The organism is Roseomonas populi (assembly GCF_024594815.1).
Classification (GTDB): domain Bacteria; phylum Pseudomonadota; class Alphaproteobacteria; order Acetobacterales; family Acetobacteraceae; genus Roseomonas; species Roseomonas populi.
On record NZ_JANJOU010000035.1, the window covers coordinates 17,019 to 43,004 of the forward strand.

The 25,986-nt window shown below is 70.5% G+C and carries 26 protein-coding genes; 10 read left to right on the forward strand and 16 right to left on the reverse strand.

Features of this window, described 5'->3' with window-relative positions:
• Nucleotides 1–7: 7 nt before the first annotated feature.
• The 12 genes from NRP21_RS25850 to NRP21_RS25905 all read right to left on the reverse strand — a co-directional run bounded on the left by NRP21_RS25850 (nt 8) and on the right by NRP21_RS25905 (nt 13,510).
• The gene (locus NRP21_RS25850) at nt 8–844 is read right to left on the reverse strand and encodes a flagellin (RefSeq protein WP_257719127.1); all 837 of its coding nucleotides are present in this window, start codon (nt 842–844) and stop codon (nt 8–10) included.
• Between the two features lie 168 nt (nt 845–1,012).
• On the reverse strand, nt 1,013–1,774 hold the full coding sequence (locus NRP21_RS25855) for a cold-shock protein (protein ID WP_257719128.1): 762 nt from the start codon (nt 1,772–1,774) through the stop codon (nt 1,013–1,015).
• Between the two features lie 80 nt (nt 1,775–1,854).
• Nucleotides 1,855–3,165: an NAD(P)/FAD-dependent oxidoreductase gene (locus tag NRP21_RS25860; RefSeq protein ID WP_257719129.1), complete on the reverse strand. Its 1,311-nt coding sequence runs from the start codon at nt 3,163–3,165 to the stop codon at nt 1,855–1,857.
• Nucleotides 3,155–3,949 (reverse strand): FAD binding domain-containing protein, encoded by a 795-nt coding sequence (locus NRP21_RS25865; protein ID WP_257719130.1) that lies wholly within the window; start codon nt 3,947–3,949, stop codon nt 3,155–3,157. The genes NRP21_RS25860 and NRP21_RS25865 overlap by 11 nt, the downstream gene beginning before the upstream one ends.
• Before the next feature lie 4 nt (nt 3,950–3,953).
• Nucleotides 3,954–4,457 (reverse strand): (2Fe-2S)-binding protein, encoded by a 504-nt coding sequence (locus NRP21_RS25870; RefSeq protein WP_257719131.1) that lies wholly within the window; start codon nt 4,455–4,457, stop codon nt 3,954–3,956.
• A 93-nt stretch (nt 4,458–4,550) separates the two neighbouring features.
• A complete protein-coding gene (locus NRP21_RS25875) occupies nt 4,551–5,630 on the reverse strand; it encodes an ABC transporter ATP-binding protein (RefSeq protein ID WP_257719132.1) in 1,080 nt (359 codons plus the stop codon).
• Nucleotides 5,627–6,625 carry an ABC transporter ATP-binding protein gene (locus tag NRP21_RS25880; protein WP_257719133.1) on the reverse strand — a complete coding sequence of 333 codons (999 nt, stop codon included), beginning with the start codon at nt 6,623–6,625 and terminating at the stop codon, nt 5,627–5,629. Before NRP21_RS25880 ends, NRP21_RS25875 begins: the two co-directional genes overlap by 4 nt.
• 5 nt (nt 6,626–6,630) lie before the next feature.
• Nucleotides 6,631–7,542, reverse strand: a complete 912-nt coding sequence (locus NRP21_RS25885) for an ABC transporter permease (RefSeq protein ID WP_257719134.1) — start codon at nt 7,540–7,542, stop codon at nt 6,631–6,633.
• Nucleotides 7,539–8,480 (reverse strand): ABC transporter permease, encoded by a 942-nt coding sequence (locus tag NRP21_RS25890; RefSeq protein WP_257719135.1) that lies wholly within the window; start codon nt 8,478–8,480, stop codon nt 7,539–7,541. Before NRP21_RS25890 ends, NRP21_RS25885 begins: the two co-directional genes overlap by 4 nt.
• A gap of 9 nt (nt 8,481–8,489) precedes the next feature.
• The gene (locus tag NRP21_RS25895; RefSeq protein WP_257719136.1) at nt 8,490–10,091 is read right to left on the reverse strand and encodes an ABC transporter substrate-binding protein; all 1,602 of its coding nucleotides are present in this window, start codon (nt 10,089–10,091) and stop codon (nt 8,490–8,492) included.
• A 152-nt stretch (nt 10,092–10,243) separates the two neighbouring features.
• Nucleotides 10,244–11,839 (reverse strand): ABC transporter substrate-binding protein, encoded by a 1,596-nt coding sequence (locus tag NRP21_RS25900; RefSeq protein ID WP_257719137.1) that lies wholly within the window; start codon nt 11,837–11,839, stop codon nt 10,244–10,246.
• A 69-nt stretch (nt 11,840–11,908) separates the two neighbouring features.
• Nucleotides 11,909–13,510, reverse strand: a complete 1,602-nt coding sequence (locus NRP21_RS25905) for an ABC transporter substrate-binding protein (protein WP_408639670.1) — start codon at nt 13,508–13,510, stop codon at nt 11,909–11,911.
• Nucleotides 13,511–13,694: 184 nt separating this feature from the next.
• Between NRP21_RS25905 and NRP21_RS25910 the strand changes: the two genes are divergently transcribed.
• The 7 genes from NRP21_RS25910 to mepA all read left to right on the forward strand — a co-directional run bounded on the left by NRP21_RS25910 (nt 13,695) and on the right by mepA (nt 19,257).
• Entirely contained in the window at nt 13,695–14,141 is a 447-nt protein-coding gene (locus NRP21_RS25910) for a GtrA family protein (RefSeq protein WP_257719139.1), read from the forward strand.
• A gap of 17 nt (nt 14,142–14,158) precedes the next feature.
• Nucleotides 14,159–14,281 carry a hypothetical protein gene (locus NRP21_RS25915; protein ID WP_257719140.1) on the forward strand — a complete coding sequence of 41 codons (123 nt, stop codon included), beginning with the start codon at nt 14,159–14,161 and terminating at the stop codon, nt 14,279–14,281.
• A gap of 274 nt (nt 14,282–14,555) precedes the next feature.
• The gene (locus NRP21_RS25920; RefSeq protein ID WP_257719141.1) at nt 14,556–14,738 is read left to right on the forward strand and encodes a hypothetical protein; all 183 of its coding nucleotides are present in this window, start codon (nt 14,556–14,558) and stop codon (nt 14,736–14,738) included.
• 175 nt (nt 14,739–14,913) lie between these two features.
• Nucleotides 14,914–16,716: a type I secretion system permease/ATPase gene (locus NRP21_RS25925; protein WP_257719142.1), complete on the forward strand. Its 1,803-nt coding sequence runs from the start codon at nt 14,914–14,916 to the stop codon at nt 16,714–16,716.
• Complete coding sequence (locus tag NRP21_RS25930; protein ID WP_257719143.1) at nt 16,713–18,086, forward strand: HlyD family type I secretion periplasmic adaptor subunit; 1,374 nt, start codon at nt 16,713–16,715, stop codon at nt 18,084–18,086. Before NRP21_RS25925 ends, NRP21_RS25930 begins: the two co-directional genes overlap by 4 nt.
• A 7-nt stretch (nt 18,087–18,093) precedes the next feature.
• The gene (locus NRP21_RS25935) at nt 18,094–18,384 is read left to right on the forward strand and encodes a hypothetical protein (RefSeq protein ID WP_257719144.1); all 291 of its coding nucleotides are present in this window, start codon (nt 18,094–18,096) and stop codon (nt 18,382–18,384) included.
• Between the two features lie 42 nt (nt 18,385–18,426).
• The gene (gene mepA / locus NRP21_RS25940; protein ID WP_257719145.1) at nt 18,427–19,257 is read left to right on the forward strand and encodes a penicillin-insensitive murein endopeptidase; all 831 of its coding nucleotides are present in this window, start codon (nt 18,427–18,429) and stop codon (nt 19,255–19,257) included.
• A gap of 13 nt (nt 19,258–19,270) precedes the next feature.
• On the opposite strand, the gene NRP21_RS25945 is transcribed toward mepA, so the two are convergent.
• Nucleotides 19,271–19,648 (reverse strand): YraN family protein, encoded by a 378-nt coding sequence (locus NRP21_RS25945; RefSeq protein ID WP_257719146.1) that lies wholly within the window; start codon nt 19,646–19,648, stop codon nt 19,271–19,273.
• 36 nt (nt 19,649–19,684) lie between these two features.
• Between NRP21_RS25945 and ggt the strand changes: the two genes are divergently transcribed.
• The 3 genes from ggt (at nt 19,685) to NRP21_RS25960 (ending at nt 23,025) form a co-directional block, all read left to right on the forward strand.
• Nucleotides 19,685–21,367, forward strand: a complete 1,683-nt coding sequence (ggt, locus tag NRP21_RS25950) for a gamma-glutamyltransferase (RefSeq protein ID WP_257719147.1) — start codon at nt 19,685–19,687, stop codon at nt 21,365–21,367.
• Between the two features lie 53 nt (nt 21,368–21,420).
• Nucleotides 21,421–21,897 (forward strand): CreA family protein, encoded by a 477-nt coding sequence (locus tag NRP21_RS25955; protein WP_257719148.1) that lies wholly within the window; start codon nt 21,421–21,423, stop codon nt 21,895–21,897.
• 87 nt (nt 21,898–21,984) lie between these two features.
• On the forward strand, nt 21,985–23,025 hold the full coding sequence (locus tag NRP21_RS25960; protein ID WP_257719149.1) for a hypothetical protein: 1,041 nt from the start codon (nt 21,985–21,987) through the stop codon (nt 23,023–23,025).
• A gap of 43 nt (nt 23,026–23,068) precedes the next feature.
• On the opposite strand, the gene NRP21_RS25965 is transcribed toward NRP21_RS25960, so the two are convergent.
• From NRP21_RS25965 to NRP21_RS25975, 3 genes are read right to left on the reverse strand one after another with little or no spacing between them, the layout of a single operon-like run.
• Nucleotides 23,069–24,091, reverse strand: a complete 1,023-nt coding sequence (locus NRP21_RS25965) for an ABC transporter ATP-binding protein (protein WP_257719150.1) — start codon at nt 24,089–24,091, stop codon at nt 23,069–23,071.
• Entirely contained in the window at nt 24,084–25,076 is a 993-nt protein-coding gene (locus tag NRP21_RS25970; RefSeq protein ID WP_257719151.1) for an ABC transporter ATP-binding protein, read from the reverse strand. Before NRP21_RS25970 ends, NRP21_RS25965 begins: the two co-directional genes overlap by 8 nt.
• The gene (locus tag NRP21_RS25975) at nt 25,073–25,984 is read right to left on the reverse strand and encodes an ABC transporter permease (RefSeq protein WP_257719152.1); all 912 of its coding nucleotides are present in this window, start codon (nt 25,982–25,984) and stop codon (nt 25,073–25,075) included. Before NRP21_RS25975 ends, NRP21_RS25970 begins: the two co-directional genes overlap by 4 nt.
• Nucleotides 25,985–25,986: the final 2 nt, after the last annotated feature.

Below are 25,986 nucleotides of genomic sequence, written 5' to 3' on the forward strand. Positions count from 1 at the left end.
ATCGGCCTCAGCCCTTGAAGAGGCTGAGCAGGCCCTGGGGTGACTGGTTGGCGATGCCCAGCGCCTGAGTGCCGAGCTGCTGCTTGATCTGCAGGGCCTGGAGCTGCGCGCTCTCCTTCGCCAGGTCGGCGTCGATGAGCGAGCCGAGGCCGGTGTTCAGGGAGTCGAGTTTCTCCTTGTTGTAGCTCATCTGGTTCTCGAGGTAGTTCGAGGCGTTGCCGAAGGTGTTCAGCGCCGTGTTCACCGCCGTCATGGTGGTGGTGAAATTACCGCCGGAGGCCAGGGCCGAGGCGGCAGCAGCGGCATCGGTGGGCGCTGCGGCAACGACGAGGGTGCCGGCGCCCTCCACAGCCGTGAGGGTGTAGAGCGTTGCCTGCTCGTTTCGGGTCGTGGCAATGTTGCCGCCGCCGGCGCCGGTCGAGGTGGTGAGCAGGGTGCGGCCGTTATAGGTCGCGTCGGAAATGAAGTTCTGCACCTGGGTGCGGAGGGAGTCGTACTGCGATTGGTACTGCGAGCGCTGGCTGTCCGAGAGGGTGCCGTCCGCCAGCTTCACCAGCACGCCGCGTAGCTCGGTCATGGTGTCCGAGACCTTGTTCAGGCCGGCGAGCGTCGTGTCCAGGATACCCTGTACGCTTCCCATCTGCTCGTTCGCGGAGGTGAGGCCAGCGATATCGGCCCGCACCGTCTGAGCCACGGCGAAGGCTGCGCCGTCGTCCTTTGCGTCGGAGACGCGGTAGCCGGTCGAGATCCGCTTCTGTGTCGCGTTCAGCGCATCATTGGTGCGGTTCATCGACTGCAGCGCGACCTGCGCGCCGAGGTTCGTATTGACCGAGTTCATCGCCATCGGGGTCTTCCCTTCGCGTTGGCGGGTCATCCGCCCTCGGGGGGAGAGTGACTCCGAGGCGTGAAGGAAAGCTGAAGGCATCGCGATTCGTTGGGATCACGTGCCGTTCGAATCAGAAGGCCCCGGCGCGGGGCCGGGGCCTTCCAAGAATCGGCAGGGCTGCCGAAATCAGTCGCCCTTGTACTGCACGGCCTGGCGGCCGCGCTGGCCGTCGCGCACGTCCAGCGCCACCTTCTGGCCCTGCTGAACGTCCTGCACGCCGGCGCGCTGAAGGACGGAGGAGTGCAGGAACACGTCCTGGCCACCATCGTCCGGGGTCACGAAGCCGAAGCCGCGCACCTGGTCGAACCACTTCACCGTGCCGTTCACGGCGTAGGTCGGGCCACCCTCGTCGCGGCCGAAATCGCGGCGCGGGGGACGGTCGCCACCGCCGAACTCACGGCGCGGGGCACCGAAGCCACCACCGCCGCCGCCGAAGCCGCCGCCACCGCCGAACTCACGGCGCGGCGGGCGATCCCCGAAGCCGCCACCACCGCCGCCGAACTCGCGACGCGGCGGGCGATCCCCGAAGCCGCCACCACCGAAGTCACGGCGCGGCGGACGATCCCCGAAGCCACCACCACCGAAGTCACGGCGCGGCGGACGATCCCCGAAGCCACCGCCACCGCCAGCGCCGCCGCCCGGGCCGGGCTTCAGCTCCACGATGCGGGTCACCAGGCGGCGCCCCTGACGATCCGTGCCGATCTCGCAGACGAGCTTGTCGCCCGTGTCAGCCGACTGAATGCCGGCCTCGGCCATCGCCGATGCGTGGAAGAACACGTCCTGTCCGTCGGGCCCGAGCACGAAGCCGAAACCCTTGCGGCCGTTGTACCACTTCACCTCAGCCTCTACGGGCCCGGTGCCACCCTGGGATTCATTCTCGGGGAACACTGTATCTCATTATCCGCATAGATCGGCCCGACGGGATGCAGGACCGGTATCGTCATGCTGGCATGTGCAAGCGAGGAATGCTAGCCGAATCGTCGGGGGTCGTAAGGTTCGATTGCGAAACTTGGGCTTGCCCCGGCGGCCATGGCCGCCGCCGCCTCGCCGCTCCGGGCCGCGGCCACCAGCCCGACATGGCCGTGGCCGAAGGCCAGGACCACGTCCGGCGTAGCGGCGGAGGGCCCGAGGCAGGGCAGGCCGTCCGGCATGGAGGGGCGGTGGCCCATCCAGAAGCGCACGCGCTCGGTGCCGAGACCCTGCGGCAGGCCGGGGAAGGCGCGCAGAAGATGGTCGCGCAGGATCTCCGCACGCTTCCAGTTGGGGGTGGCTTCCAGGCCGGCGATCTCGACCTGACCCGAGGCGCGGAGGCCAGCGGCCGTCATGGTAATGCCCATCTTGCCGTCGGACGGCATAACGGGGACCCGGGGCCCCGCCTCGGCCCCCAGCACCACGGCGTGGTACCCGCGCTCCGTCTCCAGCGGAACGCGGGATCCCGCGGCAGCGGCCAGGGGGCGGGACCGGGCGCCGGCGCAGATTACGGCGCGCTCGGCGGCCACCTCCCCATCTTCCGTCAGCACGGCCCTGAGCCGGCCGCCCTCGATGCGGAAGCCCTTGGCGGCGGCGCGGCGGAGGGATGCGCCTTCCGCCAGGGCCTGCCGGACTAGTGCGGCGACGTAGGCGCCAGGATCGGTGCAGTGGCCGCCGGCCTCGAAGAGGGCGCCGAAGCCGTAGCGGGGGGAAAGCTCCGGCTGGAGCCGGCGCATCTCCTCCGGCCCGATCTCCCGCCAGGAGAGGCCGAGCGCGCGCCGGATGCGGAAGCCCATGGCCTCGGCCTCGAACTCCTCGCGGGAGGGATAGACGTACATCAGCCCGTCCTGCCGGATCAGGTCGCCCACCCCGGCCCGCTCCGCGAGCGCCTTGTGGAGTGCCGGGGCCCCCTTCAGCAGGGCATGGAGGGCGCCGGCGGTCCTGAACACGCGGGCCTCGGTCCAGCCGGAGCGGAGATAGGACAGCAGCCAGGGCAGGACGCGGGGGAGGTAGCGCCACCGAATGGCGAGCGGGCCGAGCGGGTCCGCCAGGAAGCCCGGCACCTTCTTCCACAGCCCCGGCCCGGCCGGCGGCAGAACGGACATGACGGAAAGCCAGCAGCCGTTGCCGTAGGAGGCCGCCTGCTCCCCGCCCGGCTCGCCGGGGTCGATGAGCGTGACGCGGAAACCCCTGTCCAGGGCGTGCAGCGCCGTGCAGGCACCGAGGATGCCAGCACCGATGACGACGAGGTGCCTCCCCTCCCCGCCCCCGCCTTCCGTGGCGGGGGCCGGGCCGGGCTCAGCCGGCATCCAGGACGGCGCGCTTGGCCATGACGGTGACGAGGTGCGCGCGGTACTCGGCGCTGCCGTGGATGTCGCCGTTCAACCCGTCCGGATCCTGCCGGATCGCGGCCACCGCATCGGCGGACCAGTTCGCCTCCAGCGCCGCTTCCATATCCGGCTGGCGGAACACGCCGGGTCCGGCGCCGTTCACGGCTACCCGGACCCCCATCGGGCCGCGCGAGACGAAGACGCCCGTCATAACGTAGCGGGAAGCCGGGTTCCGCATCTTGGCGTAGCCGGCCTTCTCGGGGACCGGGAACTCGATGGAGACGAGCAGCTCGCCAGGCTCCAGCGCGGTCGCGAACATGCCCTGGAAGAAATCATCCGCCCCGATCCTGCGGCCACCGCTGGTGACCAGGGTGGCGCCCAGGCCGAGCGCGGCCGCGGGATAGTCCGCCGCCGGGTCATTGTTGGCCAGCGATCCGCCCATGGTGCCGCGATTGCGGACCTGCGTGTCGCCGAGCATTCCGGCCATCCGGGCCAGGGCCGGGATCGCTGCCTGCACCACGGGGCTGGTCTGGATCTCGAAGTGGCGGGACATGGCGCCGATGACCAGCCGGTCACGGTCTTTCCGGATGCCGCGCAGCTCCGCGATGCCGGAGAGGTCCACCAGGGCGGCGGGCCGGTCCAGCCGGTGCTTCAGCGCGGGCAGAATGGTCTGGCCGCCGGAGATGGGCCGCGCCTCCGGGTCGGCGAGCAGGCCGACGGCCTCAGCCAGGGTCGCGGGCTTGTGGTAGGCAAAATCATACATTGCGTCAGGCCTCCGCCGGTGCCAGGGCCGCGGCCCGGCCGTGCATCACCTCCTGCGCGGCGGCGATGGCGCGGACGATGTTGTGGTAGCCCGTGCAGCGGCAGAGATTGCCCTCCAGACCCTCGCGGATCTCGTGCTCGCTCATCCCATCCGGGTGCTTCTTCACCAAGTCGATGGCGGACATGACCATGCCCGGGGTGCAGAAGCCGCATTGCAGGGCGTGGTACTCTCGGAAGGCCTCCTGCATCGGGTGCAGCGCGCCGTCCGGGCCGGCCAGGCCCTCGATCGTCGTCACCGATCCGCCATCCGCCTGCACGGCGAGGATGGTGCAGGACTTCACGCTCTCGCCGTTCACATGGACCACGCAGGCACCGCACTGGCTGGTATCGCAGCCGACATGCGTGCCCGTGAGGCGCAGCTTCTCGCGCAGAAGCTCTACCAGAAGCGTGCGCCCTTCCACCTCGACCGTGTGGGAGGTGCCGTTCACCGTGAGGCTGACACTCGGCATGCTCGGTTCCCCGCGTTTCCCATAACGGCCCTTGTCCGGCCATTCACGGTGCAGAACGTCGCGCGCTGCCCCGGATGCGTCAAGGCAAGCCCCTCAGTGAAAGGGCGTGCCGTCCCGGACCAGGGGGTTCTGCTCGGGCGGAAGGTCGTTGAGGTGGCAGGCAGCGGTATGGGCGGGGCTGGTGGCCTTGAGGAGCGGTTCCTCCACCCGACAGCGGTCGAAGACATAGGGGCAGCGCGTGTGGAAGCGGCAGCCGGAGGGCGGGTTGATGGGGCTCGGCACGTCGCCGCGCAGGATGATGCGCTGGCGGGCGGCGCCGGGCTGGGGCACAGGCACGGCGGAGAGCAGCGCCTGGGTGTAGGGGTGGCGGGGCGCGGCGAAGAGGGAGCGGCGCGGCGCCACCTCCACGATCTTGCCGAGATACATGACCGCCACCCGGTGCGTCATGTGCTCCACCACCGCGAGGTCGTGGCTGATGAAGAGCAGCGCGAGGCCGAGCTTCCTCTGCAGGTCCTGCAGCAGGTTGACGATCTGCGCCTTCACCGAGACGTCCAGCGCCGAGACGGCCTCGTCGCAGATGATCAGGTCGGGCTCCGCGGCGAGTGCGCGCGCGATGCCGATGCGCTGCCGCTGGCCGCCAGAGAACTCGTGCGGCCAGCGGGTAATGGCGTCGCGTGGCAGGCGAACCGTGTCCATCACCTCGTTGAGCCGCCGGTCGAGGTCAGCCTTGTCCTTAGCGAGCCCGAAGTTACGGATGGGCTCGGCCAGGATGTCCCTGACGCGCATGCGCGGGTTGAGAGAGGAGAACGGGTCCTGGAACACGACCTGCACGCGGCGGCGCATGGGCTTGAGGGAGGAGTTCGGGAGGGTGTCGATCCGCGTCCCGTCCAGCACCACCTGGCCGGAGGTGATGTCGAAGAGGCGCAGCACGGCCTTGCCGACCGTGGACTTGCCGCAGCCGGATTCGCCGACCAACGACAGGGTCTCGCCCTTGGCGATTTCGAAGGAGACGCCGTCCACGGCATAGACGTGGCCGGTGACGCCGCCCAGAAGCCCGCCGCGGAGCGGGAAGTGCTTCTTGAGGTCGTCCACCTGCAGCAGCGGCCGGGCGCCCGAGGATCCGTGCGAGACGGCGCTGTCGGTGACGGGGGTGGTGGAGAGCGTGGCGCTCATGCGGCCATCAGCTCCTTCTCGGCATAGTGGCAGGCGGCGGTGTGGCGCGGGGCCTTGGCCTCCAGCGCGGGGGCGACGTTGCGGCAGAGGTCCGTCGCCTTGGGGCAGCGCCCGGCGAAGACGCAGTAGTCGATCCGTTGCTTCAGGCTGGGCACGAGGCCGGGAATCTCGGCCAGGCGCGTCTCCTCGCCGGTAAGCGATGAGCCGAGCTTCGGCACGGCACCGAGCAGCCCTTGCGTGTAGGGGTGCTTGGGATCGGCGAACAGCTCGCGTACCGGCGCCTCCTCCACCTTGCGGCCGGCATACATGACGATGACGCGCTCCGCGACTTCCGCCACCACGCCCAGGTCGTGGGTGATGAGGACGATGGCGGCGCCCACGCGGTGCTTGAGGTCCCGCATCAGGTCCAGGATCTGCGCTTGGATGGTCACGTCCAGCGCCGTCGTCGGCTCGTCCGCGATCAGGAGCTTGGGGTTACAGGCGAGCGCCATGGCGATCATCACGCGCTGGCGCATGCCGCCGGAGAGCTGGTGCGGATACTCCTTCACGCGCCGCTCGGGCGCGGGGATGCCGACGAGCTTCAGCATCTCCACTGCCTTCGCCTCGGCCTGTGCCTTGTTCAGGCCCTGGTGCAGGCGGAGCGTCTCGCCGATCTGGCGGCCGACCGTCAGCACGGGGTTCAGCGAGGTCATCGGCTCCTGGAAGATCATGGAGATGTCATTGCCGCGGATGCCGCGCATCTCCTTGTCCGAGAGCTTCAGCAGGTCGCGGCCCTGGAAGCGGACCTCCCCCGCGATCTTGCCCGGGGGTTCGGGCAGGAGGCGGAGGATGGACATGGAGGTGACGGACTTGCCGCAGCCCGACTCCCCCACGATCGCCACCGTCTCGCCGGCGTTGACATGGAAGCTCAGGCCATCGACGGCGCGGTTGATGCCGTCGGGCGTACGGAAGTGGGTCTGGAGGTTCCTGACCTCGAGGAGGGGTGCTTCGGGCATCCGGGTCAGACCTTCTTCGCCATGCGCGGGTCGAGCCAGTCGCGCAAGCCGTCGCCGAGCAGGTTCACGGCGAGGACGGTGAGGGAGAGGAAGATGGCGGGGAAGAAGACGATGTAGGGCTTCACCTGCCAGAGCGCCCTGCCCTCCGCCATGATGTTCCCCCAGGACGGGATGATTGGGGGCGTGCCCGCGCCGATGAAGGAGAGGATGCTCTCGGCGATCATTGCGCTGGCGCAGATATAGGTGGCCTGCACGATGATCGGGGCCAGGGTGTTGGGCAGGATGTGGCGGATGACGATGCGGAAGGTGCTGGTGCCGGAGGCGACCGCCGCGTCCACGTAGGGCTGCTCTCGCAGGGAGAGCACGACGCCGCGGACGAGGCGGGAGACGCGCGGGACCTCGGCGACCGTGATGGCGAGGATCACGTTGCCGACGCTGCCGCGGGTCAGCGCCATGAGCGCGATGGCGAGCAGGATGGCGGGGATGGACATCAGCCCGTCCATGATCCGCATGATGATGGCGTCGGCCCAGCGGATGAAGCCGGAGAAGAGGCCGATGGTCAGGCCGATGACGGAGGAGAAGAAGGCCACGGCGAAACCGACGATGAGCGAGACGCGGGCGCCGTAGACGACGCGGGAATAAACATCGCGGCCCAGCATGTCCGTGCCGAACCAGTACATGGCCGAGGGCTCCCGCGTGCGGCGGGCCGGCGCCAGGGCTGTCGGATCCACCGTCCAGAGCAGCGGGGCTAAGATGGCCATGGCGATGATCAGCACCAGCAGCCCGCCGCCGATCGCGATGGTCGGGTTGCGGCGCAGGAAGCCGAGGAAGCCGCGCCGTGCCTTCACGGGTGGCATGATGTCCGGCAGGGGCGCCGCAACCGCGACGTCTGCCGGCTGAAGCATGGTGGTGCTCAATACCGGATCCTCGGGTCGAAGAGGGTGTAGAGAAGGTCGATCAGCAGATTCACCAGGACGTAGACGAAGGAGAAGAGCAGGATCACGCCCTGGATCACCGGATAATCGCGGCGAAGGATCGCATCGACCGTCAGCCGGCCGAGGCCGGGAATGGCAAAGACGCTCTCCGTCACCACCGCGCCGCCGATCAGCAGCGCGACGCCAATGCCGACCACTGTGACGATGGGCACCGCCGCGTTCTTGAGGGCGTGCAGGAAGAGGATGCCTTTCTGGCCCACGCCCTTGGCCCGCGCGGTGCGGATGTAGTCCTGCTGCAGGACCTCCAGCATCGTCGCGCGGGTGATGCGGGCGATGAGGGCGATATAGACGCCGCCCAGCGCGATCGCGGGCAGGATGAGGTTCTGGAACCAGGGCCAGACCCCGCGGGCGAAGGGCGTGTAGCCCTGCACCGGCAGCCAATCCAGTTCCAGCGCAAAGATATAAGCGAGCAGGTAACCCACCACGAAGACTGGCACCGAGAAGCCAAGCACGGCGAAGCCCATCACGGCGCGGTCGATCCAGGTGCCCTGCTTCCAGGCCGCAACCACGCCCATCGGCACGGCGATGCTGACCGCGAGGATGAGGGTGATGACCATGAGCGAGAGCGTCGGCTCGATCCGCTGCGCGATCATTGTGCTGACCGGCAGGTTGGTGAAGATCGACACGCCAAGGTCACCCTGGATGATGTGCCAGGCCCAGTCGCCGAAGCGGACGAGGTAGGGCCGGTCCAGGCCGAGGCTCTGGCGGATGCGCTCCACATCCGCCGGCGTGGCCTGGTCGCCCGCGATCACCGCCGCCGGATCGCCGGGCGAGATATAGAGCAGACTGAAAACGAACAGCGCCACGATCGCCATCACCGGGATGGTGGCGACGACCCGGCGGAGGGCATAAGCGAACATCGGTATCCCTTAGCTCTTGCTCACGCCCCAGAAGAAGGGCAGCGGCCCCTTCACCACGCCGGACACGTTGCGGCGCCAGGCGGTGTAGGAGGAGAAGAAACCGGTGGGGCAGAAGACCACGTCGTCGAAGGCGGCCTTGTTCAGCTCTGCCATGGCTGCCTTCTCCTGCTCCAAGGTCGCGGCGGCGAACCAGGCGTCGCGCTTGGCCTCCACCGTGTCACTCTTCGGCCAGCCGAACCAGGCGCCCTCGCCGTTGGTGCGTATCGCGGTGTAGGCGGCGGGATTGATGCAGTCCACGCCGGCATGCCACGAGAAGAAGATGTTCCAGCCGCCCTGGCTCGTCGGGCTCTTCACTGCGCGGCGGCTGCCGACCGTGCCCCAGTCTGTCGCGACATAGTCGATGTTGAGGCCGATCTTACGGAGCTGCTCGCTCGTCACGTCGCCCTGCCCCTTGGTGATCGGCTGGTCCTGCGCGACGAGCATCACCACGGGCTCGCCCTTGTAGCCGCTCTCGGCGAGGAGCTTCTTCGCCGCCTCGATGTTGCGCGGCCCCTTCATGATGTCGCCGCCCTCCTCGGGGTAGATCGGCGTGCCCGGGGTGAAGAAGCTCGGCAGGCGCCTCCACAGCGTGTCGTCGTCGCCCGCCACTGCGCGCATGACGTCGGCCTGGTCCACCGCCATCAGCACGGCGCGGCGCGCGCGCACGTCGTTGAAGGGCGGCAGCAGGTGGTTCATTCGCAGCGTGCCGATGTTGCCGAAGGGATCGCCGATGTCGGAGGCGATGTTCCGGTTGCGCTTCAGCAGCGGCATCAGGTCGCTGATGGGCTGCTCCCACCAGTCCACCTCGCCATTCTGCAGCGCGGCGGCGGCGGTGGCGGCGTCCGGCATCACCACCCATTCCACGCGGTCCACCATCACGCGCTTGCCGCCGGCGGTCCATGAGGCGGGCTCGCTCCGGGGCTGGTAGTCCGCGAACTTCTCAAACACCGCCTTGGCGCCCGGCACCCACTCGTTCCGGACGAAGCGGTAGGGGCCGGAGCCAACGAACTCCGTGATCTGCTGGAAGGGATCGGTCTTCGCGATTCGCTCCGGCATGATGAAGGAGCAGGGGCTGTTCACCTTCCCCAGGGCGTAGAGCATCTTCGGGTAGGGCGCCTTGAGCGACCAGCGGAAGGTGCTGTCGTCCACCGTCACGAGCTCATTCTGAAGGGCCTTGATCATCTGGCCCATTGGGTCGCGCGCGGACCAGCGCGCGAGGCTGGCGACGACATCCTTCGAGAGCACGGGCGTGCCGTCGTGGAACTTCAGGCCCGAACGCAGCTGGAAGGTCCAGGTCAACCCGTCCGGCGAGACTTGCTCGCTCTCCACCATCTGGCGCTGCGGCTGGAGCTTGTCGTCCAGGCCGTAAAGCGTGTCCCAGACCATCGCGGCGGCGTTGCGGACGACGTACTGCGTGCCCCAGATCGGGTCGAAGTTCGCCAGGTTGGCCTGGGGTACGAAGCGCAGCGTGCGGGCGGCAGCCCCCTGCGAGAGCGCCGGGGCGGAGAGCCCGGCCGGCAGGGTTAGGGCGGCTAGGCCGCTGCCGGTCTTCAGGAACGAACGACGATCCATCGAAAAGCCCCCAAGTGGCCGGCCTTTGCCGTGCCCGTTGCATCCCTGGTGGAGGAGCCTGCCCCAAAAGCGGCGGCCCCGCCACAAAGACCCGCCTCATCCGGCCGGGTATCTGGGCGCGGACCTTGCACGCCCCGTGCCAGCCCCCTTCCTCAGCCGCGCTTCAGGTTCCAGAAGATCGCGAAGCCCGGCACGCGGTCCCGCAGGTCGCGGCGGATGCCGGTCAGGGATTTGTAGGCACCAACGGGGACATAGGGGACCTCCTCCATGGCCACGCGCTGCATCTGGCCGGCGATGCGCTTCGCCTCCTCCGGATTCGGCGCCACGAACCACTCGTTCCGCAGCCGCTCCAGCTCGGGGATGTCGGGCCAGCCCGGCCATGCATTCGCCCCGTTGCCGCGCAGCGGAAAATGAGCGGAGGGATCGACGAAATCGAATGAGGAGAAAGAGGTGAAGGTCATGCTCCACCCGCCCTTGTCCAAGGTCTCCTTGCTCGTGCGGCGCTGCACGGTCGTGCCCCAGTCCGTCAGCACGATGTCGGCGTTGTAGCCCAGGCGCCGGACGAGATCGGCCCCCACTTGCGTCATGGCGGAGGGGGCGAGGATGTCGGTGGGCCCTAGCAGCCGCATCGGCTGGTTCGTGTAGCCCGCCTCCTTCATCAGCGCCTTCGCCCGGTCCAGGCTGCGGGGGCCGTAGAGCGGCTCCATCCCTACGTCGCTCGCCAACGGCGTGCCGGGGGTGAAGATGCCGCTGCGCTCCCACAGCCCGGGATCCGTGCCGACGATGGCCTGCATGAAGTCGGCCTGATCCACCGCCGGCAGGATGGATTGGCGCATCCTCTTGTCCTTAAACGGCTCGAAGAGGTGGTTGAACCGAAGGATGCCGAGGAGCGGGAGCGGGTCCACCGGCTCCACGGACAGGGCGCGGTTACGGCGGAGGAGCTGCTGGATTTCCGGAGGTGGCTGCTCAAACCAGTCGATCTCCCCGGCCTGCAGCGCGGCGGCAGCGGTGGAGGCATCGGTGATGATCTGCCACTCCACCCGGTCGAAATGGACGATCTTCGGGCCTGCCGTCAGGCTCGGCGTCCCGGCGGGGGTGGGGCTGTAGTCAGGGTTGCGCTCGTAGACGACGAGGCTGCCCGAATTGAACTCGTCCCGCTTGAAGCGGAACGGGCCGCTTCCGACCGTCTCGCGGATCTGCTGGAAGGGATCCGTCTTCGCCACCCGCTCCGGCATGACGAAGGCCGGGCTGTTGCTGACCTGGGCGAGCGCGGAGAAGAGGAAGGGAAAGGGTCGGTTCAGCCGGAACTGGATCCGCCGGTCGTCCGGAGCGGAAAGCTCGTCCACGAACTCCGCCAGCTTCTGCGCCACGGGCGACCGCTTCATCCAGCGGTTCAGGCTGGCCACGCAATCGGCGGCGCGCACCGGCTCGCCGTCGTGGAACTTCGGTCCCTGGCGCAGGGTGATGACCACCCGCTTGCCGTCATCCTCCACCACATGGCCTTCGGCGAGCTGGGGCTGAGGCCGGAAGCCCGCATCCATGCCGTAGAGGTTGTCGTAGACCATGTACCCGTGGTTGCGGGTGATGTTCGCGGTGGTCCAGACCGGGTCCAGGCTGGTCAGGTTGGCCTGGGGCACCATCTTCAGCACGCGGGCGCCGGCCGGCTGGGCCAGGGCGGGCCGGCTGCCCGCGAAGGGCGCGATGCCGGCCGTGCCGGCGGCCCCCAGAAGGTGGCGACGTCCGATCATCCATCCCGCTCCATGTCCTGACGTCCATGTGAGCAGGATGGGAGGCGCCGGGGCAAGCCCGGCGACGCCTTAGGCGGTCTTCTGCACGCTCCAGAACATTGGGAAGCCCTTCGGGACGGAGGAGATGTTCCGCCGGTAGGCCGTGGCCTGGAAGTACTGGCCCAGCGGCAGGTAGGGCACCTCCTCGAAAGCGACCTTCTGGATCTCCTCGGCCACCTTCTTCTGGCCATCGAGGTCCGGCGCGTCGAACCAGGAGGTCCGCAGTTCCTCCAGCCGGGGCATGGTGGGCCAGCCGAACCAGGCGGACTGGCCGTTGCCGCGGAGGGATTGGCTGACGCCGGGGTTGATCATGTCCAGCCCCGCCCAGAAGGTGAAGAACATGCTCCAGCCGCCCTTGTCCGCGGCCTCCTTGCTGGCGCGGCGCTGCACCACGCTGCCCCAGTCGGTGGAGACGAACTCCACGTTCATCCCGCACTTGGTCAGCATGTCGTGGCCGACCTGCGCCAGCGCGTTGAGCGAGGGGAAGTCCGAGGCCGCCAGCAGCACGACCTTCTCGCCCTTGTAGCCGGCCGCGGCGAGGTCCCGCTTCACCTTCTCGTAGTCGCGCGGGCTGGTCAGCGCCTCCATCCCCACGTCGTTCGCCAGCGGCGTGCCGGGCGGGAAATAGCCGTTCCCGTCCTTCCAGAGCGAGCGGTCCGTGCCGATGACGGCCGTCATGAAGTCGCCCTGCACGACGCCGCCGAGGAGCGCGCGGCGGATGGCCGGGTTGTTGAAGGGCGGGTGGAGGAAGTTGAACCGGGCCACGGCACAGAGGCCCGTAGGATCGGGGATCTCCATCACCACGTTGCGGTTGCGGCGCAGCGTGGGCTGCAGGTCGGCGGTGGGCTGCTCCCACCAGTCCATCTCACCATTGGTCAGCGCGTTGGAGGCCGTGGAGGCGTCGGGGATGACGTGCCACTCCACGCGATCGAGGTTCACGCGCTTCGGCCCCGCGGTCCAGCTCACGTTGCCGTCCGCACGCGGCACGTAGTCGGCGAAGCGCTCATACACCACGCGCGAGCCGGGCACGCGCTCATCGGCCTTCCAGCGGAACGGGCCGCTGCCGATCAGCTCCTTGATCGGCTGGGCAGGATCGGTCTGCGCGATCCGCTCCGGCATCATGAAGCAGACCGGCGTGCTCGGCTTGCCCAGCGCGGAGAAGAGCATGGGGAAGGGCTGCTTCAGCCGGAAAACGATGTTCAGGTCGTCAGCCGCCTCCAGCGCGTCCGTGCGGGCCATCAGCACCTGGCCCAGCGCATCGCGCGCGGCCCAGCGGCGGATGGAGGCGACGCAGTCCTTCGCCGTCACCGCGCCGCCATCGTGCCACTTCATCCCCGGGCGGAGCGTGATGGTGACGCGCTTCCCGTCCTCCTCAACCTTGTGACCGGCGGCCATCTGGGGCTGCGGGCTGAAGTCCTCGTCGAAGCCGTAGAGAGTATCCCACAGCAGATAACCGTGGTGGCGCGAGACGTAGGCGGTGGTGATGATCGGGTCCGTCACGGCCACGTCGGACTGCGGGATGAACTTCAGCACGCGGCTGCCCGCGGCCTGGGCCAGGGCCGGCCGCGCGAACCCGCCCGTGGCGAGGCTTCCGGCGGTCAGCCCCCCCGTGACGAGGCCGGAACCGGCCATGGCGCCGGCGAGGAAGCGACGACGATCCGTGGGCATGCGGCGGACTGTCCTTGCGGAATGGTTGAGGGATGGGCTGGGGGAGAGGGGGATCGCGGGAAGGCAAGCGCAGCCGGGCGGCGGGCGCAAGCCCCGCGTGGGGCAGCCGCCTTCACGCCGGGACTTCCAGCCGCTAAGGGGGCGTCCGATGCCCCCTGCCCTCCTCTGGGACCGGTTCCTGCCGCCGCCGCGGCGTGCCCTGGCCGCGCAATTCCTTCGCTTCGGCGTCGTGGGGACGGTCGGCTTCGTGGTGGACACGGCCGTGCTCTACGCGTCGCTCGCCGCCGGCCTGGACCTCTATGCCGGGCGGGCGCTCTCCTACGTGGCGGCAGCTACGGGGAACTGGGCGCTCAACCGGGCCTGGACCTTCCGGGAGGCGGGCCGGCCGGCCGGCCGGGGCGCGCTCGGGCGGCAATGGGCCCTGTTCCTGGCCGTGAACCTCGTGGGCTTCGCCGCGAACTACGGCACCTACGCCCTGATGGTGGCCAACCTGCCCCTGGCGGCGGCCCATCCCGTCCTGGCCGTGGCGGCGGGCTCGCTCGCGGGGATGGGGGGGAATTTCATCCTTTCCCGTCGCTTCGTATTCAAGGCCTGAGTGTGGAGGGAACCGGCATGGGCGAGCGGGCGCATGGGGCGGTGGCCGTGCTGATCCCCTGCTGCAATGTGGCGGTGGCGATCGGGGGCGTCGTGGCCGGCCTCCGCGGGGCACTGCCGGGCGCGACGGTCAACGTCTAGGACAACAACTTCTCGGACGACACGCCGGAGGCTGTCGCCGTGGCCGGCGCAGTGGGAGGCGCGGCAGGGCAAGGGGCGCGTGGTCCGGATCCGAGACGGAGTTCACACGCTGAAGCTTTGCCTGCCCGTCGGGGAGGTTCGCACGGCCTCTTGCGAGCGGTCAGCCGGGTCCGCCCCAAAGCTTCGTACCTACAGGGACGGGTTCCGGATCCTGCGGACCATCCTCGCCCTGGTGCAGCGGGAGAGGCCCCTCCCGTTCTTTGGGCTAGCGGCCTTGGTGCTGGCCCTGGTATCGGCCGCCCTGTTCGTCCCGGTGGCGACCACCTATTTCGAGACGGGCCTCATGCTGCCCCTGACGACCTTCGTGGCCTCAGCCATGCTGACGATGCTCTCCTTCCTGGCGCTCGCCTGTGGCTTGATACTGGACGCCGCGACCCGAGGACGGATCGAGGCGTAACGAGTGACCTTTCTCGCGTCGCCGGCCCCCTCTCCCAAGGTGAGGACCGGTGACACATTTGCAACGCAAAGTTGAAACGAAAAGTTTACTTTCGGCCCGCTAACCCGTGCTAACCCACCCTCGGCGTCGCACGCCTGTCATCGCGGCAGGGGCCCGGCGCTGGTAGGAGGAATGGATGCTTCAACCGCCACGGCCCGATGCACTGACCAGGGCTCTCTCAGCCTGCCGGGCCCAGTTCGGGGCGGTCGGGGTGTTCAGCCTCGTCGTGAACCTGCTGCAGCTCACCGTCTCTCTCTATATGATGCAGGTCTTCGACCGGGTGCTGGCCACGCGCAGCCTGGACACGCTGCTCTGGCTTACCGTGGTGGCGGTGGCGGCCATCGGCCTCATGGCCCTGCTGGAGGGCGTGCGGTCCATGACCATGCAGCGCCTGGCGCTCTGGCTGGAGGCCCGCACGGCGCCGGAGGGCTTCGCGCGCGCGCTGGAGGCGACGCTCCGCAACCGGCCCTATCGGATGGAAGTGCTGCGCGACCTCGGCACCTGCCGCGCCTGGCTCGCCGGGCCGGGGGCGCTGGCCGTCTACGACGTGCCGTGGGTGCCCGTGTACCTCTTCGTCATCTACCTGCTGAACCCCATCCTCTGCATCATCGCGACCGCCGGCGCGGTGATCCTCTTCGGCCTGGCGCTGGCCACCGAGCTGTCCACCGCCGGCCCGCTGCGCAAGGCGAACGTGGCCGCCATGGCCTCCCAGAAGCGCGCGGACGCCATCGCCCGCAACGCGGAGGCGGCCGACGCCATGGGCATGCTGCCGGCCCTGCTGCGGCTCTGGCAGGGCGGGGTGTCGGAGGCGCTGCCGCTGCAGCAGAAGGCCACGGACCGCTCGGCCTTCCTCTCCGGCCTCACCAAGTTCGTCCGCCTGGCCGTGCAGATCGCGGTGCTGGGGGTGGGCGCCTACCTGACCCTGCACCAGCAGATGACCTCCGGTGCGGCCATCGCCGGCTCCATCATCATGGGCCGCGCGCTGGCGCCGGTGGAGCAGCTGATCGGCGGCTGGAAGGGGCTGGTGCAGGCGCGCCAGTCCTATCGCCGCCTGCGCGCCTTCCTGTCCCAGCCCCGGCTGCGGCCGGAGGCGGAGCCCCTGCCCGCCCCGACCGGCCGGCTGAGCGCCGAGCGTCTGACCTGGGCCCCGCCCGGGCAGAACACGGCGGTGATCAAGGGCGTGACCTTCGCCCTTGAGCCGGGCGAGAGCCTCGGCATCATCGGCCCCTCCGGCTCCGGCAAGACCACGCTGCTGCGGCTGCTGGTGGGTACGCTGGCGCCGGTGAACGGCACCGCGCGGCTGGACGGCGCGGATCTTTCTACCTGGCCGCGCGAGGACCTGGGTCGCCACATCGGCTACCTTCCGCAGGACGTCGAGCTGTTCGAGGGCACGGTGTTCCGCAACATCGCCCGCCTGCTGCCGGATGCGGATCCGGAGGCCGTGTACCGCGCCGCCAAGCTCGCGGGCTGCCACGATGCGATCCTGCGCCTGTCCCAGGGCTACGAGACGGAGGTGGTGGAGGGCGCGCTTTCCGGCGGGCAGCGGCAGATGGTTGGTCTCGCCCGCGCCCTGTTCGGCGACCCCCGGCTGGTGATCCTGGACGAGCCCGATTCCAGTCTGGACGGCGATGCGGAGGCGCGGCTGCTGGAAGGGCTGGCCGGGCTGAAGGCGATCGGCGCCACGGTGGTACTGGTGAGCCACCGCCCCTCCCTGATCCGCGGCGTGGACAAGGTGCTGGTGATGCGGGACGGCGCGGCCGAGCTCTTCGGGCCCCGCGCCGAGGTGCTGGCCCGCCTCTCCGCCCGCGCTGTCGCTCCCCCCAAGCCGAACGCCCCGGAGCGCCTACCCGGCCAACCCGCCCCCGCCGCGCAGGTCGCGGCGCCGGTTGAAGGCGGGGCACCCGGCCCCAACCCTGGACAGCCCGGAGTCGCCGCATGAGCATCGCGACCACCTCCCCCGGCGCCCTCCCGCCGGCCCGCATCTCCACCGCCCCGGCGGCCCGCCCGCCCCTCGTGCTGGACATGCCCCGGCCGCGGACCAGGGGGCCGCTGCTGCTCGGCTTCGCCGCGCTCGCCACCTTCGTCGGCGCCTTCACCGCCTTCACGGTCCTCGTGCCGCTCAGCGAGGCCGCGATCGCGCCCGGCCTGATCAAGGCGGAGGGCAACCGCCGCACCATCGCACACCTGGAGGGCGGCATCGTCCGCGAGATCCTCGTGCGCGACGGCGAGACGGTGAAGGCCGGCCAGCCCCTGCTGCGGCTGGACGACGTGCAGGCCACGGCAGGGCAGGACTCCCTTCTGGCGCAGCGCTGGGCCCTGCTGGCGCAGGACAGCCGCGTTGCCGCCGAGATTGCCGGCGCCTCCGACGTGGCCTTTCCGCCCGAACTCGTCGGCTCCGACGAGCCGCGGGCGCGGGAGGCCATGGCGGGCCAGCGGATCCTCTTCGCCTCCCGTCAGGCCAGCCTGCGCAGCCAGCTGCAGGTGCTGGAGCAGCGGATCCTGCAGTTCCAGTCCGCCAGCGCCTCGGCCGAGGCGCAGATCGCCAGCCAGCGCCGGCAGCGCGAGCTTCTCCAGCGCGAGGAGAATGACGTGCAGGGCCTGGTGCGACAGGGCCTGGAGCGCTTCCCGCGCCTGTTGGCCCTACAGCGCCAGCTGGCCGCCGCGGACGGCACCATCGCCGACCTCCGGTCCCAGATGGATCGGGCGGCGGCCCAGGTGTCCGAGGCCGAGGCGCAGATCCGGCAGGCGCTGAACCAGCGCATGCAGGAGACGACGACCGAGGCGCGCGACGTGCGCGGCAAGCTCAACGACGTGGACGAGAAGCTGCGGGCGGCCCGGGACGTCTCCGCCCGGCGCGAGATCCTGGCGCCGGAGGACGGCACCGTGCTGAACGCCCGCTTCTTCAACAACGGCGCGGTGGTGCGCCCGGGCGAGCCGGTGATGGACCTGGTGCCCGCGCGGGACAAGCTGATCGCCGAGGTGCGCGTAGCCCCGACCGACATCGACGTGGTGCATCCCGGGCTGACGACCGAGATCCGGCTGCCCGCCTTCAAGCAGCGCCTGGTGCCCTTCCTCAACGGTTCCGTCACCATGGTGGCGGGCGACGTGACGATCGAGGAGCGGACGGGCCAGGAGTACTACCGCGCCCGCGTCGCCATCGACGAGGACCAGCTCGCGCGGCTGGAGAACGTGGAGCTGCGCGCCGGCATGCCGGTGGAGGCGCAGATCCAGGTCGGCGAGCGATCCTTCCTGCGCTACATGATCCAGCCTCTCCTCGACAGCTTCCACCGTGCCTTCCGCGAGCAGTAGGACCGAGATGCCCGAACTTCCGACTCTCTTCGCCGACGGCGTGACCGAAGCGACGGTGCGCTACGGCGTGGCCCGCCTCACCATGGCCGTGCAGGACGGCAAGGGGCAGCCCGCCGGGACCGGCATCCTCGTCGTACCGCTGACGCAGCTTCCCGCGGTGGTCGGGGCCATGACCCGGCTGCTGCGCGAGGTGGAGGCCAAGGCGCGAGAGGCCGGCGCGCCCGCGCCGCAAGCGCCCGCCGCCCCGGCGGCACCGATCGAGGAGCCGCAGCCGGAGGCCTTCCGCTTCCAGGGCTGATGCCGGGCTGGCCGCGGCGCCGTCGCCGTCGCAGGATGGCGCATGCCACCGCGCCTTCTCGCCCTCGCACTCATCCTCCTTTCGGCCGCCCCGGCCGCGGCCCAGCCGGCCTCGCGCTGGGCCGCGGCGAACGGATCCTTGCCCGGGCCCGCCCGCAGCATCGGCGGCACCTCGCTTGGCTGCATCGCGGGGGCCGAGGCCCTGCCGCCGGAGGGGCCGGGGTGGCAGGTGGTCCGGCTCTCCCGCAATCGGAACTGGGGGCATCCCGTCCTCCTCGCCGCTCTCCGTCAGCTCGCCGGGCGGGCGCGCGCGGCCGGGCTGCCAGACCTGTGGATCGGCGACATGGGCCAGCCGCGCGGCGGGCCGCTGCCCTTCGGCCATGCCAGCCACCAGATCGGGCTGGATGCCGACATCTGGCTGGACCTCTCGCCGAAGCCGCTGGTTCCCGCGAGAGCGCGGGAGAGTATCCCGGAGCGCTCCCTCGTCCTGCCCGATGAGTCGATGGCCGATCCGCGCCTGTTCACCGAGGCGCATTCGCGGCTGATCCGCATGGCGGCGGAACTGCCCGGGGTGGACCGGATCTTCGTGAACCACGCGATCAAGCGCAGCCTCTGCGCCGCCCATGCGGGCGAGCCCTGGCTGCGGCTCGTCCGGCCCTGGCGCGGCCATGACAGCCATTTGCACATCCGCCTGCGCTGCCCGGCCGGCAGCCCGGAATGCCGGGATCAGGCGCCGGTGCCGCCCGGCGATGGGTGCGACGCCGGCCTAGCCTGGTGGCTGACGCCGGAGGCCCGCCATCCGTCGCGCGGTGGCCCGCCCGGCCCGCCGCCCCGGCTGCCCGCGGCCTGCGCCGGCGTGCTCGCCGCGCCCTGAAACAGCCGCTGACTCAATCGTCGGCGCGGAAGGCGTCGGCGATGCGGCGCAGCCCCTCGGGCGCGACCAGCACCACGTCGAAGCGCATCCCGGCTGCGCCGTGGCCCGGATTGGCGGCGAGCCATGCCTCCGCTGCCGCGACGATCCGCACCCTTTGCCTGATCGAGAGGGCGGCGGCCGCCTCCGCCAGGCTCGGCCGCGCCTTTACCTCGACGAAGGCCAGCAGGCCCTCGCGCTCCGCGACGAGGTCCAGCTCGCCGGCCGGCGTGCGGGCGCGGCGGGCCAGCACCGTCCAGCCGCGTGCCGCGAGAGCCCCGGCGGCGCGGGCCTCAGCGTCCAGCCCCCGGCGCTCCGCGGCGCGGCGGGCATTCTCCTTGGCATGCGGGTTCATCTGGGCAGGATAGCCCGCTTCGCTACGGAGTCGGCCATGCGCCCTATCATCGCCGCCTTCCTTGTCGTGCTCGCCGGTCCGGTCCTCGCGCAGGCCCCGCCCAAGCGGCAGATGGTGGCCGCGGCCCACCCGCTCGCGGCCGAGGCGGGGCTGGAGACCCTGCGGCGCGGCGGGAGCGCCGTGGACGCCGCTGTGGCCGTACAGGCCGTCCTCACCCTCGTGGAGCCCCAATCCAGCGGGATCGGCGGCGGCGCACTGATGCTGCACTGGGACGCTGCCACCGGCACCACCTCAGCTTTCGACGGGCGGGAGACCGCCCCAGCCGCCGCCCGTCCGGACATCTTCCTGCGCCCGGACGGAACGCCCCTTCCCTTCTACGACGCCGTGCTCTCGGGCCGCAGCGTCGGCGTGCCCGGCACGGTGGCGATGCTGGAGATGGCGCATCGCCGCCACGGGAAGCTGCCCTGGGAGTCGCTCTGGCAACGGGCCATCGACTTGGCGGATGAGGGCTTCCCCATCTCCGCCCGGCTGGCGGAGGCGGTGGCGGAAGACGCGCCGCGGCTGACCCGGCATCCCTCGACTCGCGACTACTTCCTGCACGGCGGCAACCGCCCGCTGGCCGCCGGGGAGCGGTTGCGGAACGCGGAGCTGGCCGAGACCTTCCGCCAGATCGCCCGCCAGGGCGCGGCGGCGCTCCTCCGGGGGCCTATCGCCGCCTCGATCGCAACCGCTGTGCGCGGCCATGGCGAGGGTGGGCTGATGACGGTGGACGACCTGGCCGCCTATGCTGCGAAGGAAAGGGAACCCGTCTGCCTGCCCTATCGCAGCTACCGGGTCTGCGGCTTTCCGCCGCCCTCCTCCGGCGGGGTGACCGTGGGGCAGATCCTCGGCGTGCTCGAACACTTCGACGTGCCGCGGCTGGACCCCCGCGGCACGGAGGCGGCGCACCTGCTGGCGGAGGCCGGGCGCCTCGCCTTCGCGGACAGGGCGCAGTACCTCGCCGACACGGATTTCGTGCCGGCGCCCGTGCGCGGGATGCTGGACCCGGCCTATCTGACCCTTCGCGCCCAGCTCGTCACCCCCGGCCGGGCCATCGCGGAGCCGCGCCCGGGCAACCCGCGCTGGCGGGAGGCCACTCGGCAGGCGCCCATGCCGGAAGCGGTCGAGAACGGCACCAGCCATATCTCCATCGTGGATGCCGCGGGGAACGCGGTCTCCATGACCACCACGGTGGAGGACGCCTTCGGCGCGCGCCTGATGGTGGGCGGCTTCGTGCTGAACAACGAGCTGACCGACTTCTCCTTCCGCCCGGACCTGGAGGGAAGGCCGATCGCCAACCGGGTGCAGGGCGGGAAGCGGCCGCGCTCCTCGATGTCGCCCAGCCTGGTCTTCGACGGGGATGGCAGGCTCTTCGCCGTGGTCGGCTCCCCCGGCGGGTCGCGCATCATCGGCTACGTCGCCCAGGCTCTCGTGGGCATGCTGGACTGGGGGCTTCCGGCGCAGGAGGCGGTGTCCCTGCCGCATGTCGGGACCGTGGGCGCGGCGGTGGAGCTGGAGGCGGGCACGCCGGCGGCGGAGATGGCGCCCAATCTCCAGGCCCGGGGGCACCGGGTGGAGGTGCGGCCGATGGTATCCGGCCTGCAGGCGATCCGGGTGACCCCGGAGGGGCTGCAGGGCGGTGCGGACCCGCGGCGGGAAGGCGTCGCGATCGGCGACTAAGGGGAACCCGGCGCGGGGCGGCGCGCTATGCGGCCGGGACAGGAGAGAAACCCATGCGCCGCACCGCCCTCGCCCTGCTTGCGTCCGTTGCCCTCGCCGGCCCGGCCTCGGCCGCCGACGAGACGGCCCAGATCGGGTACGTGAACACCGCGCTGACGAATCTCGGCCTCACGCGCAGCCACAGGATTGTGGTGGAGCGCTTCGAGGACCCGGAGGTGCGGAACGTCGCCTGCTACATCAGCCAGGCCCGCACCGGCGGCATCTCCGGCATGGTGGGGGTGGCGGAGGACCCGGCGCGCTTCGCCCTTTCCTGCGCCGCGACCGGCCCGGTTGAGATCCAGCCCGGCGCGGCGCGGGGGGAGCGGGGCGAGGTGGTCCACGAGAGCTCCACTAGCTTCTTCTTCAAGGAGACCCGGGTGCACCGCTTCATCGACGAGGGACGGAACGCCGTCGTCTACCTGGCCTGGTCCACGAAGCTGGTCGAGGGCTCGCCTTTCAGCGCCGTGGCGGTCGTGCCCGTGGTGCGCTGAACAAGGTCGCTCGTGGTGCGCTGATGGACGCTGGCGGGTAGCCCAGGACGGGACGAGCAGGCATTCTCCCACCCGGGGAGGCCCGCGATGTTCAGGCAGATTCCGGAAGAGCCGATGGTGATGATCCAGTCGGCGGATCCTGAGCGGTACTTCGACATGCTCCGCATCGTCGCGCGGCCGAACCGCGACTTCTGCCTGCGGCACGGCATCCGCTACGCCAGCGTGCAGGCGGTGCTGCGCGGCTTCCATCCCTGGCACGCCTGCTACAACCGCATCTTCTTCCTCAACGACCTGATCGATCTCGGCTACCGGGGCTGGTTCCTGCATCTGGACGCAGACGCCTTCGTGCACGACCCGTCCTTCGACATCGCGGGCTACCTGGCGGGCCACGCGGAGCACTCGATGATCCTCGTCACCGGTGGCAGCGAGGAGCCCTGGGACGTCAATGACGGGGTCTTCTTCGCCAACCTTGCGCATCCCGACACGCAGCGGATCGCGCGGCTCTGGCAGGAGCGGCTGGACGCCATCACCCCTGACCAGCTGCGGGCGGCCAGCGATTGGGGGGCGCTGCCCTGCGACCAGACCCTGCTGCACGCGCTGTTGCGCGATAACCCGGACCTGACCCGGGCGCTGTTCGAGGAGGATCCGGAGCTGATCAACTCGCCGACGGCGAGCTTCCTTCACCAGATCCTGCGTGCGCACGAGAGCGACTTCGACCACCGGGTGCGTCGGATGGCCGTGCATGTCGGGCGCTCCCTCCAGACGAGCGGTGGGCGGGCTGAGGCCTTTCCCCTGTTGCTGCCCAACCTTGCCCTCGCGCTCGGCGTCCCCGTGCCGGACGAGACGGAAACGGCCGCCGCCGCCGGCGGGCCCGAGGCGGTACTGCCGGCGCTGGAGCGGCTCGTGGCGGGGTTCCGCACTACCCGGGGCGGCAGCGCGGTCGAGCCGGCACCCTCCGCCCTGCTGCTGCCGGCCGTGGCCCGGGCGCTCGGGGTCGCACCGCCCGACCCGGCCCTGGTGCGCGATGCGCCGACGGAGCGGGACGGGCTTGTCGCGGCACTGCGGGTGGTGATCGGCGACTACAAGGAGATGCGGCGCTTGGAGCGCCAGGCCCGGGCGACGGCCTGACGGCCGGGCGTCCGGCTCTCGGCCGCGCGCCGATGCCCCGGCCTCACGCGGCGGCCCGCGCCTCGAACCCGTCCCGCCCCTCCTCCACGGCGTGGCAGGCCACGCGGGTCTCCGGCGTGCCGCGGGCTGCGATCAGGGCCGGGCGCTCCGCGCGGCACCGGTCATTGGCCAGGGGGCAGCGCGGGTTGAAGGTGCAGCCAGAAGGCGGGGAAATGGGGCTGGGCACCTCGCCGCCCACGGGCTGGCGCTCCCGCCCGGCCATGTCCAGGTCCGGGATCGCCTCCATCAGGGCGCGGGTATAGGGGTGGCGGGGCGCGGTGAAGAGGGTCTCCGCCGGCGCGTCCTCCACGATCCGGCCGAGATACATCACGCCTACCCGGTCGCTGACCTGCCGCACGACCGCGAGGTTGTGGGAGATGAAGAGGTAGGTGAGGCCCAGCTCGCGCTGGAGCTGCTTCATCAGGTTCAGGATCTGCGCCTGGACGGAGACGTCGAGCGCCGAGGTTGGCTCGTCGCAGACGAGGAACTCGGGGTTTGAGGACAGCGCGCGGGCGATGGAGATGCGCTGCCGCTGGCCGCCGGAGAACTCGTGCGGGAAGCGGCCGCCATCGGCGGGGGAGAGGCCAACCTGGCGCAGCAGCGACCCCACCTTCTCCTTCAGGGCCGCGCCGGTGGCGAGGCCGAAGGCGCGGATCGGCTCCCCGATGATGTCGGCCACTCTCCAGCGCGGATTGAGGCTGGCATAGGGGTCCTGGAAGATCATCCCCATGCGCCGGCGCTGGGAGACGGATTTCCGCGCCGCCGCGAGGTCCTGCCCCTCAAAAAGGGCCTGCCCGTCGCTCGGCTCGTAGAGGCCGACGGCCAGCCGCGCGACGGTAGACTTCCCGCAGCCGCTCTCGCCCACCAGCGACATCGTGGTGCCGCGCGGCACGGCGAAGGAGACGCCGTCCACGGCCTTCAGGGTTCGCCTGCCCTCACGCGCGAGGAGGCGCTGGAGGGCCGGCTTCGAAACATCGAAGTGGCGGCTGAGGTCGCGCGCCTCGAAGATCGGGGACGCCTCAGACATGGGCCCGCTCCCGGGGCGCGTGGCTGTCGAAGAGCCAGCAGGCCGCCCGCGTCTCAGTGGCCGGGATCAGTTCCGGGCGCTCCACCTTGCAGCGGTCGAAGACATGCGGGCAGCGCGGGTTATAGGCGCAGCCCTGGGGGATGGCGTTCAGGCGCGGCATCGCGCCATCGATCTGGGGCAGCACGTCCACCTTGTGGGAGAGCGGCGGGATGGAGGCCATCAGGCCCGCCGAATAGGGGTGCGCCGCGGCCTTCACCACGGAGCGGACCGGGCCAATCTCCGCGACGCGGCCGGCATACATCACCGCCACGCGGTCAGCCGTCTCGGCGATCACGCCCATGTCGTGGGTGATGAGCATGACGGAGGTGCCCTTCTCCCGTGTAAGGCGCTTCAGCAGGGCGATGACCTGGGCCTGGATGGAGACGTCCAACGCCGTCGTGGGCTCGTCCGCCACGACCATTTCCGGCTCGGCGCAGAGGGCGAGCGCGATCACCACGCGCTGTCGCATGCCGCCGGAGAACTGGTGAGGATAGGCGTCCACCCGCTCGGCAGCGGCGGGGATACCCACCGCCTCCAGCCAGCCCACCGCGCGGCGGCGGGCCTCGGCGGCGTCGATGTCGAGGTGGGTCTGCATCGTCTCGGTCAGCTGGCGGCCGACGGTGTAGAGCGGGTTCAGCGTCGTCAGCGGGTCCTGGAAGATCGCGCCGATCCGCTTGCCGCGGATTTTCCGCATCTCCCGCGCCGGCAGGTTGTCGATCCGATGGCCGCGCAGGTGAATGGAGCCACCGGCGATGCGGCCAGGGGGCTCCAGCAGGCCGATGATGGCGGCACCCGTCATGGATTTCCCCGCGCCGGACTCGCCCACCACACCCAGCACCTCGCCGGGCGCGATGTCGAAGGAAACCTTGTCCAGCGCGCGCAGGGTGCCGCGCCGCGTGGGGAACTCGACGACGAGGTCCCGGACCTGAAGGAGGGGCTCGGTCATCGCAGCCTCGGGTTCAGGGCGTCGCGCAGCCAGTCGCCCAGGAGATTCACGGACAGGACCATCGCCACCAGCGCCAGCCCGGGGAAGACGGTGATCCACCACTCTCCGCTGAACAGGAAGTCATTCCCGATGCGGATGAGGGTGCCGAGGCTGGGCTGGGTGGGCGGCACGCCGACGCCGAGGAAGGAGAGCGTCGCCTCCGACACGATGGCGAGGCCGAGGTTCAGCGTGGCAAGGACCAGCAGCGGGCCGAGCACGTTCGGCAGGACATGGGTGAGCATGATGCGCGCGGGGGTGATGCCGATAACGCGGGCCGCCAGCACGTACTCCTTGTTCCGCTCCACCAGGGCGGAGCCGCGCACGGTGCGGGCGAAGCGCGGCCAGTCCGAGATGCCGATCGCGACGATGACGACGTACACCGCGATCTCGTCGTGCACCTCCCGCGGCAGGGCGGCGCGGGCCACGCCGTCCACCAGCAGGGCGATGAGGATGTTGGGGAAGGTGAGCTGGACGTCGGCGATCCGCATCAGCACGGCGTCCACCGCCCCGCCCGCGTAGCCGGCCAGCAAGCCCAGCAGCACGCCGAGCGTCAGGGCGAAGGCCGTGGCGGAGACGCCGACGAGAAGCGAGACGCGGGCGCCGTACATGATGGCGGAGAGCACGTCCCGCCCCTGGTCGTCGGTGCCGAAGAAGTGGGCGAGCGACCCTTCCGGCATGAAGGCCGGCGGGTTGAAGGCGTCCATGAGGTCAAGGCTGGCGAGGTCGAAGGGGTTGTAGGGGGCCAGCCATGGGGCGAAGGCCGCGGCCACGACGATGACGAGAGCGACGATCGCCGAGATCACGGCGGTGGGGGTGCGGCGGAACGACCAGAAAAGATCGCTGTCCAGGAAGCGGGAGAGCGCGGCCATGG